The sequence below is a fragment of the Mycobacteriales bacterium genome (assembly GCA_036497565.1).
Lineage (GTDB): Bacteria > Actinomycetota > Actinomycetes > Mycobacteriales > QHCD01 > DASXJE01.
Map to the genome: position 1 here is coordinate 59696 of DASXJE010000006.1, position 20401 is coordinate 80096.

The 20401-nt window shown below is 69.2% G+C and carries 22 protein-coding genes; 15 read left to right on the plus strand and 7 right to left on the minus strand.

Going from position 1 to position 20401, the window contains the following annotated elements; translation table 11 throughout:
* The first annotated feature begins 15 nt into the window (after positions 1–15).
* Both VGH85_00570 and VGH85_00575 read left to right on the plus strand, forming a co-directional pair.
* Positions 16–996 (plus strand): ABC transporter ATP-binding protein, encoded by a 981-nt coding sequence (locus VGH85_00570; GenBank protein ID HEY2172284.1) that lies wholly within the window; start codon positions 16–18, stop codon positions 994–996.
* Positions 993–1709 carry an ABC transporter permease subunit gene (locus VGH85_00575; protein ID HEY2172285.1) on the plus strand — a complete coding sequence of 239 codons (717 nt, stop codon included), beginning with the start codon at positions 993–995 and terminating at the stop codon, positions 1707–1709. Before VGH85_00570 ends, VGH85_00575 begins: the two co-directional genes overlap by 4 nt.
* A gap of 103 nt (positions 1710–1812) precedes the next feature.
* Here the strand turns inward: VGH85_00575 and VGH85_00580 are convergent, their stop codons facing one another.
* Positions 1813–2838 (minus strand): substrate-binding domain-containing protein, encoded by a 1026-nt coding sequence (locus tag VGH85_00580; protein HEY2172286.1) that lies wholly within the window; start codon positions 2836–2838, stop codon positions 1813–1815.
* A gap of 239 nt (positions 2839–3077) precedes the next feature.
* Between VGH85_00580 and VGH85_00585 the strand changes: the two genes are divergently transcribed.
* The 8 genes from VGH85_00585 to VGH85_00620 all read left to right on the plus strand — a co-directional run bounded on the left by VGH85_00585 (position 3078) and on the right by VGH85_00620 (position 11421).
* Positions 3078–4721, plus strand: a complete 1644-nt coding sequence (locus VGH85_00585) for an ABC transporter substrate-binding protein (GenBank protein HEY2172287.1) — start codon at positions 3078–3080, stop codon at positions 4719–4721.
* Positions 4718–5785: an ABC transporter permease gene (locus VGH85_00590; GenBank protein HEY2172288.1), complete on the plus strand. Its 1068-nt coding sequence runs from the start codon at positions 4718–4720 to the stop codon at positions 5783–5785. The genes VGH85_00585 and VGH85_00590 overlap by 4 nt, the downstream gene beginning before the upstream one ends.
* Before the next feature lie 3 nt (positions 5786–5788).
* Positions 5789–6709: an ABC transporter permease gene (locus tag VGH85_00595; protein HEY2172289.1), complete on the plus strand. Its 921-nt coding sequence runs from the start codon at positions 5789–5791 to the stop codon at positions 6707–6709.
* The gene (locus VGH85_00600; protein HEY2172290.1) at positions 6706–7737 is read left to right on the plus strand and encodes an ABC transporter ATP-binding protein; all 1032 of its coding nucleotides are present in this window, start codon (positions 6706–6708) and stop codon (positions 7735–7737) included. The genes VGH85_00595 and VGH85_00600 overlap by 4 nt, the downstream gene beginning before the upstream one ends.
* Positions 7734–8810: an ABC transporter ATP-binding protein gene (locus VGH85_00605; protein ID HEY2172291.1), complete on the plus strand. Its 1077-nt coding sequence runs from the start codon at positions 7734–7736 to the stop codon at positions 8808–8810. The genes VGH85_00600 and VGH85_00605 overlap by 4 nt, the downstream gene beginning before the upstream one ends.
* Positions 8811–8848: 38 nt before the next feature.
* Complete coding sequence (locus tag VGH85_00610; protein HEY2172292.1) at positions 8849–9532, plus strand: ThuA domain-containing protein; 684 nt, start codon at positions 8849–8851, stop codon at positions 9530–9532.
* A complete protein-coding gene (locus VGH85_00615) occupies positions 9517–10617 on the plus strand; it encodes a Gfo/Idh/MocA family oxidoreductase (GenBank protein HEY2172293.1) in 1101 nt (366 codons plus the stop codon). Before VGH85_00610 ends, VGH85_00615 begins: the two co-directional genes overlap by 16 nt.
* A gap of 117 nt (positions 10618–10734) precedes the next feature.
* Positions 10735–11421, plus strand: a complete 687-nt coding sequence (locus tag VGH85_00620) for a VOC family protein (protein ID HEY2172294.1) — start codon at positions 10735–10737, stop codon at positions 11419–11421.
* Between the two features lies 1 nt (position 11422).
* Here VGH85_00620 and VGH85_00625 read toward each other — a convergent pair whose 3' ends face one another.
* Positions 11423–11629 (minus strand): hypothetical protein, encoded by a 207-nt coding sequence (locus tag VGH85_00625; protein HEY2172295.1) that lies wholly within the window; start codon positions 11627–11629, stop codon positions 11423–11425.
* A 49-nt stretch (positions 11630–11678) separates the two neighbouring features.
* Positions 11679–12410, minus strand: coding sequence for an alpha/beta hydrolase (locus VGH85_00630; protein HEY2172296.1), 732 nt, complete (start codon positions 12408–12410; stop codon positions 11679–11681).
* Between the two features lie 140 nt (positions 12411–12550).
* Here VGH85_00630 and VGH85_00635 point away from each other — a divergent pair, with 140 nt between their 5' ends.
* Genes VGH85_00635 through VGH85_00645 form a run of 3 tightly spaced genes read left to right on the plus strand, consistent with a single transcriptional unit; the run spans position 12551 to position 14384 of the window.
* Entirely contained in the window at positions 12551–12958 is a 408-nt protein-coding gene (locus VGH85_00635; GenBank protein HEY2172297.1) for an STAS domain-containing protein, read from the plus strand.
* A gap of 57 nt (positions 12959–13015) precedes the next feature.
* The gene (locus VGH85_00640) at positions 13016–13717 is read left to right on the plus strand and encodes a molybdopterin-dependent oxidoreductase (protein ID HEY2172298.1); all 702 of its coding nucleotides are present in this window, start codon (positions 13016–13018) and stop codon (positions 13715–13717) included.
* Positions 13718–13730: 13 nt separating this feature from the next.
* Entirely contained in the window at positions 13731–14384 is a 654-nt protein-coding gene (locus VGH85_00645; protein HEY2172299.1) for a cytochrome b/b6 domain-containing protein, read from the plus strand.
* Here VGH85_00645 and VGH85_00650 read toward each other — a convergent pair.
* Positions 14369–15265 carry an AraC family transcriptional regulator gene (locus VGH85_00650; protein HEY2172300.1) on the minus strand — a complete coding sequence of 299 codons (897 nt, stop codon included), beginning with the start codon at positions 15263–15265 and terminating at the stop codon, positions 14369–14371. The two genes, VGH85_00645 and VGH85_00650, sit on opposite strands and share 16 nt — an antisense overlap.
* 119 nt (positions 15266–15384) lie before the next feature.
* Between VGH85_00650 and VGH85_00655 the strand changes: the two genes are divergently transcribed.
* Complete coding sequence (locus tag VGH85_00655; GenBank protein HEY2172301.1) at positions 15385–16170, plus strand: phytanoyl-CoA dioxygenase family protein; 786 nt, start codon at positions 15385–15387, stop codon at positions 16168–16170.
* A 24-nt stretch (positions 16171–16194) separates the two neighbouring features.
* Here the strand turns inward: VGH85_00655 and VGH85_00660 are convergent, their stop codons facing one another.
* The 3 genes from VGH85_00660 to fahA form a co-directional block, all read right to left on the minus strand.
* Positions 16195–17730 carry a glycoside hydrolase family 30 beta sandwich domain-containing protein gene (locus tag VGH85_00660; GenBank protein ID HEY2172302.1) on the minus strand — a complete coding sequence of 512 codons (1536 nt, stop codon included), beginning with the start codon at positions 17728–17730 and terminating at the stop codon, positions 16195–16197.
* A gap of 217 nt (positions 17731–17947) precedes the next feature.
* On the minus strand, positions 17948–18583 hold the full coding sequence (locus VGH85_00665) for a helix-turn-helix domain-containing protein (GenBank protein HEY2172303.1): 636 nt from the start codon (positions 18581–18583) through the stop codon (positions 17948–17950).
* Positions 18584–18593: 10 nt separating this feature from the next.
* Complete coding sequence (gene fahA, locus VGH85_00670; protein HEY2172304.1) at positions 18594–19826, minus strand: fumarylacetoacetase; 1233 nt, start codon at positions 19824–19826, stop codon at positions 18594–18596.
* 71 nt (positions 19827–19897) lie between these two features.
* Here fahA and VGH85_00675 point away from each other — a divergent pair.
* Positions 19898–20401, plus strand: a 504-nt coding sequence (locus tag VGH85_00675; protein ID HEY2172305.1) for a homogentisate 1,2-dioxygenase, incomplete at its 3' end; no start/stop codon positions are given.

Sequence of the window (20401 nt, forward strand, 5' to 3'; positions counted from 1 at the left end):
CGGGATGATCGCGAGATGCGGTCCGGGACGCGTCCTGCGGGCGAGGCGAAGGGCGACGCGCCGGCGCTGCGTGCGGAGGGGCTGGGCAAACGGTTCGGCGACCGGGTCGCCTTCGACGACGTCTCGTTCCAGATCGGCTACGGCGAAGTATTCGGGTTTCTCGGCCCCAATGGTGCGGGGAAGACGACGACCGTGCGGACTCTTGGCACGCTGATCGCGCCGACGTCCGGGTCGGCGACGGTCGCCGGCCTGCCGCTCACGCCGGAGAACGGCGTCGAGATCCGCCGGCGGATCTCGATCATGCCCGAGTCACCCGGTCTGTATCTGCGGCTGAGCGTGGCCGAGAACCTCGCCTGCTTCGCGGATCTCTATGAGGTGGCCGAGCCGCGGCAGCGCATCGCCCGAGCGCTGGAAGCGGTCAACCTCGCCGACCGAGCGGCCGATGCCTGCGGCACCCTGTCCAAAGGACTTCGGCAGCGCGTGGCCCTGGCCAGGGCGTTGCTCAACGATCCCGAGGTGCTCTTCCTGGACGAGCCGACCTCAGGCCTGGACCCCGTCGCGGCCCGCGACGTCCACGGACTGATCGGCGAGCTGCGGGAGCGCGGTGTCACGATCTTCCTCACCACGCACCGGCTCGACGAGGCCGAACGCCTGTGTGACCGGATCGCGATCCTGAACACGACGCTGCGCACGATCGGCCGCACGGACGAGCTCCGCGACCACCTGTTCGCCAAGACACTCATGGTGCGCACCCGCATCGCACTGCCGGATCCCGACAGGGTCTTCGCCGGCCTGCCCGAAGTCGACGGCTGGAGCCGCGACAGCGCGGACCACTACGTCCTGACCGTGTCCGACCCGGCCGCCGCCGCGCCGTCGGTCACCCGCGCTCTCGTGGCGGCCGGCGCGGACGTGCTGTCGATCGGGGAGTCCCGCCACTCGCTGGAGGACGTCTACCTCGAGCTCATCGACACCGACGACGAGGCGAGACGGGCATGAGCCGGCGGCGGGTGCGTGCGATCTTCGACAAGGAGCTTCGGGAGTACCGCCGCAACGGCAACATCGTGTACGCGATGGTCATCCTCCCCTTCGTCTTTCTCATCCAGCCGTTGATCCAGATCTTCACCCTGCCGAGTTCGGCGTCGGTGACGCTGCACCACGAGCACTCGCTGGTCTACATGCTGGCGATCCCGGCACTCGTACCGGCGACGCTGGCCTCCTACGCCGTGGTGGGCGAGCGCCTGCAAGGCACTCTCGAACCTGTGCTCGCGACTCCTGTACGCCGGGACGAGCTGCTGCTCGGTAAGGCGCTCGCCGCCTTCGTCCCGTCCGTGGTCGTCTCATACGGCGTCTATGCCGTCTTCATCGCCGCGGTCGAACTCTTCGCCCACGCCGGCGTGGCCACCGCGCTCATTCAGGCGCCGGACCTGATCGCCCAGGTGCTCTTCACGCCGCTATTGGCCGCGTGGTCGATCTGGGTCGGCATCGCGGTCTCGGCCCGGTGCCGGGACCCGCGTACGGCAGGACAGCTGTCGATCCTCGCGGGGCTCCCGTCGGTCGCGATCACCACGCTCATCGCGTTCAACGTCATTCCGGCGACCCTTCCGGTCGCCCTCGCGTTCGGGGCCGCTCTGCTGATCCTCATCCGCCTCGGCTGGCGGGTCGCGTCCGCCATCTTCGACCGCGAACGACTGATCACCAACACCACGTAGCCGCGTCTCCCCCCTCCGCTCCTCCCCTCGGTTCTTCCATGATCATGATCGGATAAAGCCGCGAAACGCCGACGGAATCCGATCACGATCATGGGGAGGAGCGCTACGGCGACGGCGGCGGTCCGGTGCTCTCCCGCTCGATCAACGAGGTGGCCAGCTCGACCCGACGGGTCCGGGGCATCTGCCCGCGCATCGCCGCGGCCAGGAGCCCGACGGCCGTCGCCCCCATCTCGTCCAGCGGCTGGTGCACGGTGGTCAGGCGCGGACTGGTCCAGCGCGATTCGGGCCGGTCGTCGAACCCGACGACGCTTATCTCAGCAGGCACCGTCACCCCCGCCTCCCGCAGCGCCCGGTACGCACCGAGAGCGATCGGATCCGAACCGGCAAAGATCGCCGTCGGGCGCGGGTCGAGCTCGAGCAGGTCCCTTGTCGCCTGCCGGCCGTCGTGGGTGTCGGACCGGCAGTAGCGCACATACCCGGCCGGTACGCCGAGCCCGGCGCGAGCCATCGCGGCCCGGTAGCCGTCCGTCCTGGCCCGGCTGTAGAGCAGCCGGGACGGTCCGCCGATCACGGCGATCCGCCGATGGCCCAGCGCGATCAAGTGCTCGGTCGCGGAGAGCCCGCCGGCCCAGTTGGTCGCCCCGACCGACGGGATGTCGGCGGTGGGTAACGTCAAGGGGTCGACGACGACGTACGGAATGTTCACTCGTCGCAATGTCGACTGGTGCCCGGGCAGCAGGTCGACCAGACACAGCAGAACGCCCTGCGACGACCGGGCGACCGCCTGGTCCAGCCAACGCGGCTTCGCCCGTCGCCGGTCCTCCGCACGCGCCACCGACACCACCACGCCGAGTCCGGCGTCATGGCACGCCGCCTCGACGCCACCGAGCATCGACGCGGCCCACGAATTATCCAGCGAATCGATGACGACATCGATCACCGGTGCCACGGCACCGCGATCGGCCCGGGAGCCGCGCACGTATCCGCTCTGATCGAGCAGCCGTTCGATCCGCTGCCGCGTCGCGGGCGCCACGTCGCTGCGACCGTTGAGCGCTTTGGACACCGTCGGCACCGAGACCCCCGCCGCACGGGCAATGGTCGCCAACGTCGGTCGCGCATCGGGGTTCATCCGGTGATCGCCCACCTGTCGAAAGTTTTCGATGAACTTCGGTGTGAAACAAGCCTTGACGGCCGAAATGCGCATGCCTACCGTACCTGGCCAGCACAGCTTGGGCGTCACCGTAAACCCGATGCCGCAAGTTTTCGATAGCACGACTGTGGTCTGGCAGAACTCCACCTCACCAGCCAACTGCTGAGGTTCGGGAGAGCGCTTCCCGGTTGGATCGAAAAGAGGCACCAGTGGCCGAGATGTCACGACGCAACTTCCTGCGTGCAGCCGGCACCGCGGCTGTCGCGGTCGAGCTCGGCGGATGCGCACGATCGGGATCGACCTCCGACGTGCGCCGTTCGGACACCTTCAGCGTCCTCAACAAAGACGTGCAGGCGGTCCGCAACTACAACGCGTTCTCCCCGTCCAACCACGCGACGCCGTCCTTCGGGCTGGTCTACGAGCAACTCGTCCGACTCGACGCGCTACACGGAGCGCGGATCAGGCCATGGCTGGCCAGCGCCTGGGAGTTCAGCGACGGCGGCCGGACGCTGACGTTCACCGCACGTCGTGGCGTGACGTTCTCCGACGGCACGCCGATGACCGCGAACGACATCTTCTACACCCTGCAACTGCCGCTGAAGCACGCCGAACTGACCCCGTCAGGGGTCGAGTACACCGGCGTGCACATGGTGGGCCGGGACAAGGTCGCACTCACCTTCGACGAGCCGTCGTACCAGAACCTCGTCGAATGCGTGAACGTCCGGGTCGTTCCCCGCCACATCTGGCAGCACCAGGATCCGGTGAAGTGGACCAACCCCAATCCGGTCGGGACCGGGCCAACCGTTCTGCAGGGCTTCTCCTCGCAACAGAGCACCTTCCGGCGGCGCAAGGGCTACTGGGGCGGCGACCTCCCGATGGAGTACGTGCGCTATCCCTGCGCGACCGAGGACGCGGCGAAGCTCATGCTCATCGACGGGGAACTCGACCTCGCGACGATCGCGTGGCCCGGCGCCACCCAGCACTACGTCCCGAAGGACCCGCGGAAGTACCGCTACAACCCGCCGCCGGCCGGAGGCAGCGAAGGCGTCGCGTTCAACCTCACCACGCCGCCGTGGAACGACGTACACGTCCGCCGTGCGATGTCACTCGCGATCGACCGCAAGGTGGTCTCCCGGGTGATGAACGACGGCCAGCTGCCCATGTACGTGACCAACCTCGACGACCGCATCTACCGCGACTGGATCGCCCCGGAGTATCGCGGCAAGGTCCAGCAGCTCGACGTCGCCGGCGCCCGGCACGAGTTGCAGCAGGCGGGCTGGTCGGTGCAGAACGGCCGCCTGGTCAAGGACGGGCGCACGCACCGGGTGAGCATGCGGTTCTGCAACGACTACCCAGCCTGGCACATCGAGTCGGCGGTGCTCGTCGACCAGTGGCGCAAGCATCTCGGCCTGGACGTGGAGCTCATCGCTCAGCCGGGGGCGACGTTCTTCGACCAGGTGAACTCCGGGCACTTCGACATCGCCCTGTGGTTCTGCGGCAACGGCACCAGCATGTATCAGAGCTACCACAGCATCATGGACCCGGCGCTGTCCGTATCGGCCGGCAAGGTGGCGACCGGCAACCCGGGACGCTGGAACGATCCCGCGACCAAGAGCCTGCTCGCCGGCATGCGCCAGACCGATCACGAGCCGACGCTGCAGAAGCTCGGCCACCAGCTGCAGAAGATCGTGGTGGAGCAGGTCCCGTTCGTGCCCAACGTGAGCGGGAACATGTGGTGCGTCATCAACCAGTCCTACTGGACCGACTGGCCTGATGACCGTACGTCGAAGATGATCGCGGCCGACTCCGGCCCGGACCTCGTTCTCATGCTGCAACAGCTCAAGCGGGTGAACCAGGCATGACGCAAGCGACTGCGGATCTGATCCTTGCCGAGCAGGAGTCCGGCGCGAAGACACCGGTACGCCGCAGGTGGGGGTTCTTCGGCCGGCGGGTCGGCTTCTACCTGATCGCCGCCTGGTCGGCGGTCACCATCAACTTCCTCATCCCTCGGTTCATGCCGGGCTCCCCGGCCGACGCCGTGATCGCGTCGCTGCAGCAACACAGCGGCGGTCCGCTCTCGCCCCAGACCATCGGAGCGATCGAGAAGATCTTCGGCGACCCGAAGCAGGGGCTGATCCACCAGTACGGCAGCTACCTCGCCCAACTGGCACACGGCAACCTCGGCCTGTCCACGAGCGCATACCCGACCCCGGTCGGCGCACTCATCGCGCAAGCGCTGCCGTGGACCTTGCTGCTGCTCGGCGTCACGACGGTGTTGGCGTTCCTGATCGGTACGGCGGCCGGCGTCATCTGCGGCTGGCGGGCCGGCGGCCGGCTCGACGGCGGGCTGAGCCCGTTGTCGACGTTCATGTCGGCGGTCCCCTACTTCTGGGTCGCGCTGCTCGCCCTGTGGTTCTTCGGCTTCCGGCTCGGCTGGTTCCCGCTGGCCGGCGGATACAACCCCGACGCCTCGTTCGGCTCCAGCCCGGGATTCTGGCTGTCGACCCTGCGCTACGGCTTCCTGCCCGCCGTCACCATCATCTTCTCCTCCTGCGGTGGCTGGCTGCTCGGCATGCGCAACATGACGATCACCACCGCCGGCGAGGACTACGTGCTGCTCGCCCGCGCGAAGGGCCTGTCGCCGGGGCGCATCGTCTTCCGCTATGCCGCCCGGAACGCGATCCTGCCCCAGTTCACCGGCTTCGCCCTCGCGCTCGGCAGCATCCTCGGCGGCGCCCTGCTGACCGAGACCGTGTTCACCTATCCGGGGATCGGTCACCTGCTCTACCAGGCGGTGTCCAATCGCGACTTCCCATTGATGCAGGGAATTCTGCTGATCACGACGCTGGCCGTTCTGCTGGCCAACTTCATCGCGGACTCGGTCTACGTGCTGCTCGATCCGCGGACCAGGGAGCAGGGAGAGTAGCCGATGGGTGCCACCATTCTGCGCAGCTGGAAGGTCCGGATCGGGCTGGCGGTCTTCGCCGTGTTCGCGCTGGCCGCCATCTTCGGGCCCTGGATCGACCACGCCCTTCTCGGCCGCGACGCCAAGGCGCTCAACTACCTCGCCGTCAGCCAGTCACCCAACAGCCAGCACCTGCTGGGAACGACCTCGACCGGCCAGGACGTCCTCGCCCAAGTGATCGTCGGCGCACGCGACTCGCTGCTGGTCGGCTTGATCGCAGCTGTGATCGGTACGGCGCTGGCGATCCTCTTCGGCGTCACGGCGGGCTTCTTCGGCAGAGGCGTCGACACGGTCCTGAACTTCGTCACCAACCTCTTCATCGTGCTGCCGATCTTCCCGCTGACCCTCGTCGTCGCCGGCTATCTGCAGGGGACCGGCCCGGTGACGATCGCCCTCATCATCGGAGTCTTCGGCTGGGCCGGCGGCGCCCGCACCCTGCGGGCGCAGACCATGACCTTGCGCAACAGGGACTTCACGGTCGCCATGAAGATGCTCGGCGAGAGCAAGCGCCGACTCATCTTCGTGGAGGTCTTCCCACAGCTGTCCGGCTGGGTATCGGCGATGTTCCTGCACGGGATCATCGGCGGGGTGCTCGCCGAGGCCGGGCTCGCGTTCCTCGGGATCTCCAATCCGGACACCGTGAGCTGGGGAACGATGATCCAGAACGCTCAGCAGCAGAACGCGATCCTCAACGGCCAATGGTGGTGGTTCGTACCGCCCGGTCTCTGCATCGCGGCCATCGGCACCGCGGTCGGCCTGATCAACTTCGGCATCGACGAGGTCGCCAGCCCGCGCCTGCGCTCCGCGCGTCGCGTCGTACGCAAGCGCACCAGCCGCACCGCAGCCCGGACCGCGGCCCGCACCGGATCGGAGGCGGCAGCATGACCAACTCCCCACGCATCGGCGAGGTGCTCCTCGACGTCCGGGACCTCTGCGTCGACTACGCCACAGGTGGCGCGCCGGTGACGGCCTGCGCCGAGATCTCCTTGCAGCTGCGTCGCGGGGAGATCCTCGGTGTCGCAGGCGAATCCGGTTCCGGGAAGTCGACGCTGATCACGGCGCTGACCCGGCTGCAGCGACCACCGGCCGTCACCAGCGCGGGCCAGATCCTGCTCCGCCACGATGGCGCGGAGATCGACCTCGTCCCCATGACCGACAAGCAACTCCGCCGGCTCCGCTGGCGCGAGATGTCCATCGTGCTGCAGAGCGCGATGGACGCGTTGAACCCGGTCATGCGCCTGGGAGCGCAGTTCGCCGACGTACTGCGCGAACACGACCCCGACATGTCCGGGGCCCGGTCGGAGGAACGCACCCGCGAACTGCTCGGCATGGTCGGGATCCCACCGGACCGGCTCCGCAGCTATCCGCACGAGCTGTCCGGCGGGATGCGCCAGCGGGCGATGATCGCCCTCGCCCTCGCCTGCGACCCGTCGCTCGTCGTCATGGACGAGCCGACCACGGCCGTCGACGTGGTGATGCAACGCCAGATCCTCGGCCAGATCCTCCGGCTGCGCGACGAACTCGGCTTCGCCGTCGTCTTCGTCACCCACGACCTCTCGCTGCTGCTCGAGCTGGCCGACCGGATCGCCATCATGTACGCCGGCCGGATCGTCGAGATCGGGACGGCGGAGGACATTTACTCGTCTCCCCGGCATCCCTACACCCGCGGCCTGCGCGACTCGTTCCCGCCGTTGCACGCACCGCTGACCGAGCTGACCGGGATTCCGGGCACGCCACCTGACCTGGCCAATCTGCCCTCCGGCTGCGCCTTCCACCCGCGCTGCCGAGACCGGTTCGAGCCGTGCGACTCGAGCCGGCCGGACCTGCTGCCGATCGCGGACCAGCATGCGGCCTGCCTGCTCTACGACCCGGCCACCAAGACGCCGCCGCTGCAGGAGGTCGGTTCCCGGTGAAACACGCCGACACCCTCACCGAAGCACGGCCGACCGCCACGGACACTCCAGTGCTGGAGGCGGTTTCGGTCACCAAGCATTTCCACGTCCGGGATTCGGTCGGCCACGGAGCGACCGTGCACGCCGTGGAGCGGGCGACCGTGCAGCTGTTCCCGGGTCGGATCGTCGCGCTGGTCGGCGAGTCCGGCAGCGGGAAGACCACCCTGGCCCGGCTGCTCGGCCAGTTCTACCCGCCCACCGACGGGGAGATCCGGCTCAACGGCGACCCGGTCGGCAAGCGGTCCGCCGACAAGGCGTACTACCGCCAGGTCCAGCTGATCTTCCAGGATCCGTTCGGCTCGCTGCATCCCGGCCACAAGATCCGTTACAACCTCGAACGTGCCCTGCGTATCCACGGCCACGCCAAGAACCGGGCGGAGGCGCGCGAACAGGCCGCCGACCTCCTGGAGCGGGTCAGCCTCAGCCCGGCCTCGGAATTCCTCGACAAACTCCCCCACGAACTGTCCGGCGGGCAGCGCCAGCGCGTGGTCATCGCCCGGGCGCTCGCGGTGCATCCCTCCGTCCTGCTCGGCGACGAGCCGATCTCGATGCTCGACGTCTCCATCCGCCTCGACATGCTCAACCTGCTGGCGAAGCTGCGCGACGAGGAGCAATTGGCGCTTCTCTACATCACCCACGACATCGCCAGCGCCCGCTACCTCAGCGACGACATCCAGGTCATGTACGCCGGCCAGATGGTGGAAGGCGGCCCGAAGGACGCAGTCATCCAGCAGCCCATGCACCCGTACACCACGCTGCTCACCGGAGCCTCGCCCGACCCTGAGCTGCGTACCGCAGAACGCCCGACGGCGCGCTTCGACGAGGCGGCTATGCTCGGGGAACCGCCGAACCTGATCGCCCCGCCCAGCGGATGCCGCTTCCACCCGCGCTGCCCGTTCGCGATGGACGAGTGCCGCACAACCTTCCCGGAGCGGACGGAATTTCCGGACGGGCATTGGGCACACTGTTGGATGCACCAGAAGGGCCGGTCTGCCGAGTTGCGCAACGGGAACGGCGCCGGCCAGAGCCGTTGATAGTTGATCTTTAAGCAGTCGATCAAGGAGGAACCCTCGTGCCCGCAGACTTCGTCGCGGACAGAAGTCGTCGTGCGCTCGTCGTTCGTGGTGGCTGGGACGGCCATGTACCGGTCGAGGCCACCGACGCCTTCCTGCCGTTCCTGAAGGAGAAGGGCTTCGAGGTGGAGATCAGCGACTCGCTCGACGTCTACACCGACGCGGACCGGTTGGCCGGAAACGACCTGATCGTGCAGTGCTGGACGATGGGCGAGGCCAGCAGGGACCAGGTCGAGGGCCTCACCGCCGCCGTACGCGCCGGCACCGGTCTCGCCGGCTGGCACGGTGGCATCGTCGACTCCTTCCACAACTCCCCGGCCTACCAGTGGCTGACCGGCGGGCAGTTCATGCAGCACCCCGGCGGCTTCATCGACTACGAGGTGGAGATCGCGCCGGAGCGGGCCGACCACCCGATCGTCGCCGACATCTCCGGGCCCATCGCCCTGCACACCGAGCAGTACTGGGTGCTCTCGGACATGCTCAACGACGTGCTGGCCACGACGACCTTCGAGCCCGGAGCCGACACCGATTGGCACGGCACCGTGACGGTTCCCGCGGTGTGGACGAGGCAGTGGGGCGCCGGGCGGATCTTCGTTTCGACGGTCGGTCACAAGATGGACGACTTCGACGTGCCGGAGGTCCGCACGCTCACCGAGAGGGGACTGCTGTGGGCAAGCCGCTGAGAGTCGGCATCGTCGGGGCCGGCGCGATCAGCGGCGCCTACCTCGGCAGCCTCCCGCGTCTCCCCGGCCTGCAGCTGACCGCAGTCGCCGACCTCGACCACCAGCGTGCCCAGGCCCTCGCCGACACGCAGACCGACGTGGCCGCGCTGTCCGTCGACGAACTGATGGCCAGCGACCAGGTCGACGTCGTCCTCAACCTCACCATCCCGGCGGCCCACGCCGGGGTGGCGCTGTCCGCCCTCGCCGCCGGAAAGCACGTCTACGGCGAGAAGCCGCTCGCCGCGACCGGCGCTGAGGCCACTCGCGTCGTCGACGCCGCCGCTGAGGCGGGGCTGCGGGTCGGCTGTGCTCCGGACACCGTTCTCGGCCGGGGCACGCAGACCGCGCGCAAGGCCGTCGACGACGGTCTGATCGGTACGCCGGTCGCCGCCACCGCGTTCATGGTCACCCCCGGCCACGAGCGCTGGCACCCCGATCCCGAGTTCTACTACCGCCCCGGTGGCGGCCCGCTGCTGGACATGGGCCCGTACTACCTGAGCGCCCTGGTCCACCTGCTGGGCCCGGTGCGCCGGGTGGTGGGCGCGTCGTCCCGGCCGCGCGATCAGCGCACCATCGGCAGCGGCCCGAAGGCCGGCGCCGACTTCGCCGTCGAGGTCGACACCCACGTGACCGGCGTACTGGAGCACGCCTCGGGCGCGCTGACCACGATGGTGATGAGCTTCGACATCTGGGCCGGGCAGCTGCCGCGGATCGAGGTCTACGGCGGCGACGGCTCGCTGTCGGTGCCGGACCCCAACGGCTTCGACGGGCAGGTGCAGGTCTTCCAGCGGGACACGCGGGAGTGGACCGACCTGCCGGCCTCGGCCGGCTACGCAGACGCGGCCCGCGGCTACGGTCTCGCCGACATGGCCCGCGGGCTGGAGACAGGACGGCCGCACCGCGCCTCGCTCGAGGTGGCGGCGCACGTCCTCGACGTCATGGAGTCGTTGCTGCAGGCCGCGCAGAGCCGGGCGTCGATCGACGTGACCAGCACGTGCGACCGTCCGGACCCGGTCCCCCTCGACGTACCGCCCGACCTCGCCTGACCCCTCCTCCCCGCCCATGATCAAGAGGGGATTCGGGTACGAAACGCCGTACGAATCCCCTCTTGATCATGGGATGGGCGGGAGGCAGCGGCGACGGGCCGTTGACATACTGCGGGCATGAAGATGCTCACCACCCCGGAGATCCTCGACGCCCAGCTCGACGACTGGCGGAAGCTCGCCCAGGCGCTTCACGGGCGGTTCGCCACCGGCGACTTCGCGACCGGCCTCAGGTTCGTCAACGCCGTCGCAGAGGCCGCTGAGGCGGCCGGCCACCACCCGGACGTGACGCTGACCTACCCGGCGGTCGACCTGCAGCTGATCACCCACGACGCGGTCTACCGCCCCGCGGACGGTGGTCCCGAACAGCGCATCCCGTGGGTCACCGAGCTCGACGTCGACCTCGCCCGGCGGATCAGCGAGATCGCCCGGGAGCAGGGGATCGCGGCCGAGCCGAGGGCCGTGGCCCAGTTCGAACTGGCGTTGGACACCGCCGACCTGGCCGCCGCCGGGCCCTTCTGGGCCGCCCTGCTGACCGGCAGCACCGACTCGGTCGACGGTGACGACCTGCGGGACCCCGCCGGGCAGGTCCCCAATCTGTGGTTCCAGCGCACCGACGCGCACGAGCCCCCGCGGCAGCGCTTCCACGTCGACCTGTGGCTCCCGCACGACGTGGCCGACGAGCGCATCGCCGCCGCGGTCGCCGCGGGTGGACATGTGGTCGACGACGGGCAGGCCCCGGCGTTCACCGTGCTGGCCGATCCCGAGGGCAACAAGGCCTGCGTGTGCACCTTTCTGGACCGTTGAGTCAGCGCCGCCGGACGAGCCCGACGACCCCGTAGGCCGCCCACAGGACGCCGAGTACGACGACCACAGCGACGAAGCCGCCCCGCGGGTGTCCGAAGAGCGCCACGAGCAGGACGATGACGACCGCCGCCGTACCGGAGACGACATAGGCCCAGGGTGACCGGGCCGCGCTGCGGCGAGCCGGCGGGTCGTCCTCGGGCTGCTGCATCTGTCGCCTCCTGCTCGCTGCGCTCGTTACGGTGCGCCCACTCTCGTCGTCAGTCGAGGAAGTCGGCAAGCATCGGGAGCAGAAGGTCCGCCCGCCTGGTGATCTGCATGTGTGTCGTGTTCGGGAGTACGGCGAGCATCGAGCCGGGAATCAGGTGCTGCATGAGCGCCGCGTGCTCCACGGTGACGAAGTCGTGGTCGCCCTGCACGATCAGGGTCGGTGCCGTGATGGCCGCCAGCTGCTCGTCGGACCAGCCCTTCAGGTCGGCGGCCGAGCTGGCCAGGGCGGCGAAGAACTCGTCGTAGTGGTCCGGGTGCGGAGACAGCTGCAGGTAGGCGTCGCGGAAGTCGGCGTAGTCGTGCTCGGTCGGAGGGTCGGTCAGATCCTCGGGCATTCCGTCGGCGCGGACGCTGGCCGAGATCGGCACGACCGACCGGACCCGGGCGGGATGGCTGACAGCCAGCTCCAGCGCCACCGCGGCGCCCAAGCTGTGTCCCAGGACGTGGGCCCGGTCGATCCCCAGGTGATCCAGCAGGAGAACGACGTCATCGGCCAGCACTGCCGGGGTGATCGGCCGCGTGATGTCGTTGGTGCGCCCGTGCCCCTGCATCTCGACCCCGATGATCTGGTGCTTGGCCGACAGCGTCGGGATGAGGCCCGCGAAGTTCAGGTCGATCGTCAACATCCCGCCGTGCAGCAGGACCAACGGAGTGCCCTGCCCGTGCAGTTCGTAGTACATGTGCAGGCCGTTCACGTCGGCGTAGCCGCCTTGAGCCGTCATGACGAGATCCTCTCAGAGTCCGGGTTGTCCGGTTTTGCTACCCGCGGCATCGGGTGCCGTCATCAGTGCGTCGAACACGCGGCGCCAGAATCGACGGCTCCTCGGGAAATTCACCGGTGAACCGTCGCGGACCGCCCAACGTGACCCAGTCAGAGGCGATGTGTGTGAACACCGACGGCCGGTCAGCGCCTGGACCGAACGGCGACGAGCCGCCCGACTCGACTCTGGCGGTCAGTCACGACGGCGCGCACTGCCTGATCGAGGCCGGTGGGAATCTCGATGCGGGCTCCGTCGCCGACCTCGACAAGGCAATCACCGAGGCCGCGCAGGAGGGCTACCGCGAAATGATCGTCGTCGATCTTCGCCGGCTGACGTCCTTCGACCAGACCGCCCTCGGGATGCTCGTCTCCCAGCACTACGCCCTCCAGGCCGCCGGCGGCCGGTTGGTGGTCATGCATCCGCCCGAGCGGATGTGGCAGTTGATCGCCCACAACCGGCTCGACGACGTCCTGGACATCCGCGGCACCGCGACCGGCGAAGCCCCATGAGGGCCGGGCGGGGCGGAGCGACCGCCTCCGAGCGCGGCATTGTCCATACTTGGCGTCATGGGCGGTGACGACCGGAAGAGAGACCCGGCCGGTCGACCCGTCGGACGCCGGATCGTGCTCGGGCTCCTGGTGGCCGGTGCCGTCGGGGTGGTGACCGGCCATTCCGTTCAGGACGGCATGGCTCGGGCGCTCGGTCCGATCGCGGATCGCGACCCGACCGGGTTGCTCTCCCTCATCCCCTTGGGGGACACCTTCCGCTTCTACTCGGTCACCGGGTCGGTCCCCGTACGCACGGCGCGGACCTATCGGCTCGCCGTGTCCGGGCTGGCCCGCCACAGTGCGACCTACAAACTGGCGGACCTGAAGGCCATGCCCCAGACGTCGCTGGTCAAGGACTTCCAGTGCGTCACGGGCTGGCGGGTCCCGCAGGTGCATTGGAGTGGCGTCAGGCTGTCCGTCCTGCTCGATCGGGCCGACCCGCTGCCGTCCGCGAAGGCGGTCAGATTCCGGTCCTTCGACGGGACCTACACGGAAAGTCTGACGATGGAACAGGCGCGCCGGTCGGATGTGATCGTCGCGCTGCGAATGCTCGGCGGCCCGGTCACGCATGAGCATGGCGGCCCGGTGCGGATGTACGCCGCCCCGATGTACGGCTACAAGAGCACGAAATGGCTCTCCGCCATCGAGCTCACGGACCACGTCGAGCCTGGCTATTGGGAGAAGTACGGCTACGACGTCAACGGCTTCATCCAGCATTAGGAGGCGTCGCTCGATGAGCTCGACGACTGACGCGACGCGTCGCGCGACGCTGCAGCGTTTCAGCCGGGCCGAACGCGTCGTCCATCAGTCGATCGCGGTACTGATGATCGTCTGCTTGGTGACGGCCGCGATCCTCTACAACGGGTCGCTCGCCAACCTGGTCGGCAACCGGCATCTCGTCGAGATCGTTCATGTCTACTGTGGATTCGCGCTGCCGGCGCCGATCCTGCTGGGACTGATCTTTGCGGCGTACCGGGCCGATCTGCGACGACTCAACCGCTTCCTGCCGTCGGACTGGCGCTGGCTACGGTCGCGCAGCCGACGGGACGGCTCGATCCCGGTCGGCAAGTTCAACGCGGGTCAGAAGCTGAACGCCGCACTCAGCGGTGGGGCCATCTTCGTCCTCTTCGGCACCGGCATCATCATGAACTTCACCGGCCTGACCCGCCTGTCGTGGCGTACCGGCGCGACGTTCGTGCACGACTGGTTCGCGCTCGCCGTCGGGCTGCTGGTCCTCGGCCACATCATCTACGCGCTCCGGGACAGCGAATCCCTCCGCGGCATGCTCCACGGCCGGGTGTCGCGACACTGGGCGCGCGCCGAACACGCGGTCTGGGTGGACGAAGTGGAGGCGGCCGAGGACCCGGACACTCACGCCGAGCCGTAGCCGTCGGCGTCCGCGGACATCTCGGGCCGCAGCCGACGCCGGTACACCGCCGGGCTCAGGCCGAAGGCCGCCCGGAACCGGCGGCTCGCGTAGTTGGGATCCGGCCAGCCGACGCTGGCCCCGATGCTGGACACCGGCCGGTCCGACTCGAGCAGCATCGCGGCGACCCGTTCGGCACGGAGCCGGTTGACGTAGGCAATCGGCGGCGCACCGACCGCTCGGGTGAAGCATCTGGCCAGGTACGACGGCGAGACGTGGACTTCGCGGGAGAGTCGCTCGACGGTCCACGGTGCCGCGATGTCGTTCTCCAGCAGTCGGATCGCCGACCGGACCGCCGGATGGGTACGGCGGTCGCCGGTGAGCTCGTGACCAGAAGTCTGCGGCACGCACTGCCCCAGCACGCACAGCAGCAGACCCGCCTGGACGAGCGGGGAACGGTGCGCGGGGCCGGTGCTGTTGCCGAGTTCGCGCAGCCAGCCTTCGACCCGCCGGAGTGCGTGCTCGTCGAGCGATGGAAGGGCCGCGCCGGCGTTGCGGCCCGAACGGTCGAGACTCCACAGGCTGCGGGTCAAAACCACGTCTCCCCAGACGAGTCCGACCTGCTCGCTGAAGACATCCGCCCCGACGTAGACGTTCCAGACCGTGAGGCTCCGGCAGTCGTCGTAGTCGTGCCAGTCGCCCGGCCGGACGACCGCGAGCGATCCGCGCCGAAGTGGCTGGCGCCCGCTGACCGAGATGTGCACGCCTCGGCCTTCGGTCACCACGACGAGTTCGAGGAAGTCATGGCTGTGCGGCGGGTGGCCCGCGTCGACGAGGACCGGTTCGGAGGCGATCGCCAACCCGTCGCCGAAGACGGCGGACCTGCGTAGCCGGTGCACCACGACGGCAGCCTACCGCAGGATCAAGACAGGATCGTGCTAGTCACCGGTGCCATTGTCCTAGCGGCCTCGGCGCCCGGAGCGCAGGCTCGTCGTACCGGGGAAACGAAGGGACATCGGACATGACGATCACCGAACAGCCGCGTACGACGGCTGCGGACCTGACCGACGACGTGGTGGAGCAATACCGCCGGGATGGTTTCGTCCACGTTCCGCAGGTCATCACGCCGGAGGCCGCGGCGGCGTACGGCGAGGCGGCGCTGCTGGCGAAGGACCGGATCCGGAGCAACACGGAGGCGGGGAAGTCGGAGAAGGTCTTCGCCCAGCTGCTCCAGCTGTGGACCCAGGACGAGACGCTCCGCTCGCTGACGCTCGACCCGAATCTCGCGGGCATCGCGACGAAGCTCGCCGGCATACCGCTGCGGCTCTGGCACGACCAGATGCTCATCAAGGAGCCGCACAACGGCGCACGGACCGAGTATCACCAGGACGGCCCGTACTGGCCGCACGCGCGGGTGCGCCACGCGCTCTCGGCCTGGGTCGCCCTCGTCGACGTGCCGGTGGAGCGGGGCTGCATGACGTTCATCCCCGGCTCACAGGACGGGCATCGCGATCTCCGGGCGCAGGACCTCACGGACGGCGCCGATCTGTTCCGTGTCGCTCCCGATCTCACCTGGGAACCGCGGGTCACGATCCCGCTCCGGGCGGGCGACTGCACCTTCCACAACTCGTTCACGGCCCACTCCGCCAACGCGAACCAGACCGACGACCCGCGCATCGCGCACGTCGTCATCTACGTCGACCGCGACCTCACTTACACCGCGGACCGCGCCCACGTGATCACCGATCCGATGCGCCTCGACGACGGCGTACGGCTTCCCGACGAGGCCTTCCCGCCGTTGCCGTGACCCGTGCCGGCGGCTCGTCCAGCCTCAGTGCCGCCCAGCCCAGGTGAAGGTCGCCACTGCTCCCGCCGGTAGCTGGTAGGCGAAGGCCGCGCCGTCGTCGTGCACCGAGACGGTCTGTGCCGCGGTCTGGTCGGCGTTCCACGCGACGAGGGCGACCGAGCGGTCCGGGTTGCGGAAGGCCACGGTCTGGACACCGGTGTCACCGCCCGTCGTGCTGGCGATCCGCACCGCGCCCGGCCGGACGAATCTCGCCAGGTGACCGAGGGTGTAGTACTCGGCGTTGCGGTAGATCGTGCCGTCGGAGTTGACCGTGACGACGCCGGTGCAGGTGCCGCAGCCACCGAGGTGCGGGCCGAAGTTGTCGTCGAGGGCGAGGTTCCAGTTGATCATGCTCTTGGCCCAGTTACGGAGGTTGTCGATCACCAGGTGCTGCGTGTGCCACTCCAGCGTCCCGGAGAAGGTCGCCGCGAGGTCGGTGCTTCCGCTGCCCGAGCACTCGGTGAAGTAGATGTCCTTCTGCGGAAATGCCTGGTGCAGCGCGGTCTGTGCCGTCGGGTCGCCGTTGTAGCAGTGGTACGCCGTACCCGCGACCCACTTGGCGGCGTCGGAGTGCAGGACGTCGTAGGGGTAGTTGACCTCGGGGTCTTCGCCGAGTTTCTTCGCCGTGTCGATGTCGTTCGGATGCTCGGTCCAGTTGTGGTCGTAGGACAGGATCTTCGTCCTCAGGTGCGCCGCACGCAGCATCGGACCGAGGGCGTCGATCAGCCGCACCTCCTGCGCGACGGGGAAATCCATGCCCGGATAGCCGGCGGGCTCGCGGTTCTGCGGTTCGTTCTGCAGCGTCACGAAGTCGACCGGTACGCCGGCCCGCTGGTAGGACTCGATGAACTTGACGAAGTAGAGCGCGTAGGCCCGGTAGATCCGCGGATCGTCGATCAGCTTCCCGCCGACCAGGGAGTCGTTGGTCTTCATCCACGCCGGCGGGCTCCAGGGCGAGGCGACGACCGACAGCTGCGGATTCAGCCGCTTCGCCTGCCGCAGCAGGGGCAGGATCTGCCGTTGGTCGTGCGCGACCGAGAAGTGCCGCATGGCGTAGTCGGTCTGCCCGGCCGGCAGGTCGTCGAACGTGTAGTCCTTGCCGTCGACGAAGTCCGACGCGCCCATCGGTTGCCGCAGGAAGCTCAGGCCCTCCCCGTGCTGCGGGTCGAACAGCTCGGCCATCAGACGGCTGCGCGTCCGCGGGTCGAGTCGGTAGAGGTCGACGGCGGACGAGTCGGTGATGGCCGCGCCGAAGCCGGTCATCACCTGGTAGGTGTGCTTCTCGTTAACCTGCACCTGCTGTCCGGCGGCCGCTCCGGAGAACGGCAGCGGGCCGTCGTCGCTCAGCAACTGGGCCCGGTCGGGCGTGGTGACCCAGACATGCGCGGCGCGCGGATGCGCGGCCGGTGCCGGTGCCTGTGCCGCAGATGCCGACGTACCGACGCCGACGCCGACGCCCAGCCCGACGAGGCCGAGCGACGCGGCGAGAGCGATACCGGTCCTGCGCTGGCGTCTGGTCATCGTGGGTGGTCCTCCCGCGACCTCGTCCCGCCCGGCCCGGTGCCGCGCGTCGACCCCGGGACCGTAGGCCCGACCCTGCACCGGATCAAGAGCCCCGGGTCCCGTGGACAAAACCCACTACTAGTGGGTTATGGACACTCCCAACGGCGTGTCGCGGACCAAAACCCACTAGTAGTGGGTTTTGTCCAGGCGCCCGCCCAGCTGCCTGCCCGATAGCTCAGGTCAGGGCGGTGGCGATCTGGCGGGCGGCGGCGGCGACCCGGGGGCCGACGTCGTCGCCCTGCAGTTCGCGCATCGCGACTACTCCGACGCTGGCCTGCAACCCGGGTACGCCGCGGATGGGTGCGGCGACGCCGTACGCGCCGTCCTGCAACTCGCCCACGGTCACGGCGTAGGGCTGCGTCGAGTCCGGGTCTCGGCCCAGCAGGATCGCGCGACCCGCGGCGCCCTGCCCGAGCGGGTGGCGCGAACCGACCCGGTAGGCGACGTGCAGGCCGGTCCAGCTCGGTTCGGCGACGGCCAGGGCCAGCGCCTCTCCCCCGTCGGCGATGGTCAGGTGTGCGGTGGCGCCTACGGCCTCAGCGAGTGACCGCAGCCGCGGAAGGGCGATGTCGCGCAGGTGCGGCTGCACGTCGTGGGCCAGCTCGAGCAGCCCGAGCCAGAGCCGGATCCGGCCGTCGGCACCGCGCCGGACCAGGCTGTTCCGTTCCAGCGTCGCGACGAGTCGGTAGACGACTGCGCGGCCGACCGCCAGCTCGGCGGCCAGCTCGGCGACGGTCAGACCGTGCGGCGACGCGCCGGCGAGCGTGAGGATCCGGATCCCGCGGTCGAGGGTCTGCGCAGTCTCGGGCATCGTCGGTTCCTCAGTACGCCGGCGGCGGGATCGCCGGGGCGACGGTGCCTGCCACCGCGCCGAAGCCGAGGCGGCCTCCGCCCACAGCGGGTGCGAAAGCCGAGATCGACACCGTGTCGCAGTCCTCCAGGTAGGTCCGGGTCGAGCCGTCCGTCAGCTTCAGCGGCCGGGTGCCGTTCCAGGTCAGCTCGATCAGCGAGCCGAGCTCGCCCGGCGCATCGCCCGAGACCGTTCCCGACGCGAAGAGATCGCCGGTGCGCAGCGCCGCCCCGTTGACCGTGAGATGCGCGAGCTGCTGGTCGGCCGTCCAGTAGATGCCGGCGTACGGCGGCCGCGACACCACCTGGCCGTTGACCGACACCTCGAGCGTGAGATCCAGTCCCCACGGCTCGCTCGGCCGCAGGTAATCCAACGGCGCGGGGTCCTGTCGGGGCCCCGGCAGCCGGGCCGCCTCGAGCGCCTCGAGCGGGACGACCCACGGCGAGATCGAGGTGGCGAAGGACTTTCCGAGAAACGGGCCCAGCGGCACGGTCTCCCACGACTGGATGTCGCGCGCGCTCCAGTCGTTGAGCAGGACCACGCCGAAGACGTGCTCGCCGAACGACGCCGTGGACACCGGCCGGCCGAGACCGGTCGGCGTACCGACGACGAACCCGACCTCCGCCTCGATGTCGAGCCGGGCACTCGGCCCGAACGCCGGGCCCGACTCGGTCCGACGCTGTCCGTGCGGCCGCACGACCGGCGTACCGGAGACCACCACCGTGCCGGACCGGCCGTGGTAGCCCACCGGGAGGTGCTTCCAGTTCTGCGGCAGCGGCGGCTGCGTCGGCCGGAAGATCCGGCCGACATTCGTCGCGTGCTGCTCGGAGGAGTAGAAGTCGACGTAGTCGGCCACCTCGAACGGCAGCACCAGTGGCAGGTCGTGGCGATCGAGCAGCAGCGGGGTGACCTGCGCGGCGAACTGCCGGTCGGTCAGCAGTTCGCCGACCCGGGCCCGTAGGGCGCTCCACCGCGGTCGACCGGCGGCCAGCAGCGGGTTGAGGTCGGGACCGGCGAGGTGGCGATCGGGGTCGTCGATCAGGCCGAGGTCGGCCGCGACGGTCAGATCGAGCGCGCGGTCGCCGATCGCGACGACGACGTGCCGATCGGCAGCGACCCGTGCCACGCCGTAGGGCAGGTTGGCGACCGGAAACGGCGAGCCGTCGACCACCGGCACCCAGGAGACTGCCGACACGGTTGACACGACCGTGACCGTAGCCCACCCTACAAATAGAGGACAAGGTTGTCCGATAATCGGGCAGCACGGAGGTCGTCATGCCTTACTACCGCGCGGTCGGCGCGATCCCGCACAAGCGCCACACGGCGTTCCACAAGCCGGACGGCACGCTCTACCCCGAGGAGTTGATGGGGGTCGAGGGCTTCTCCGCCGACTCCGCGCTGCTCTACCACGAGGGGCTGCCCACCGCGATCGTCGACAGCCAGGTGCACAGCGCACCCCCGGCCGGCCGCAAGGCCAACCTGCCGCTGCTCCCCCGGCACCTCAAGACCCACAAGCTCGACACCACCGGCGCGGACGCGATCACCGGACGGCAGTATCTGCTGGCCAACGACGATTGCCGGATCTCCTACGCCGTCGCCGACCGGCCGAGCCCGCTCTACCGCAACGCCATCGGCGATGAGTGCATCTACATCGAGTCCGGCGCGGGCCGGTTCGAGTCGGTCTTCGGCGGCTTCGACATCGGGCAGGGCGACTACATCATCGTCCCGACGTCGACCACCTACCGGCTGCTGCCGACCGGCGCTGCGCCGCTGCGCACC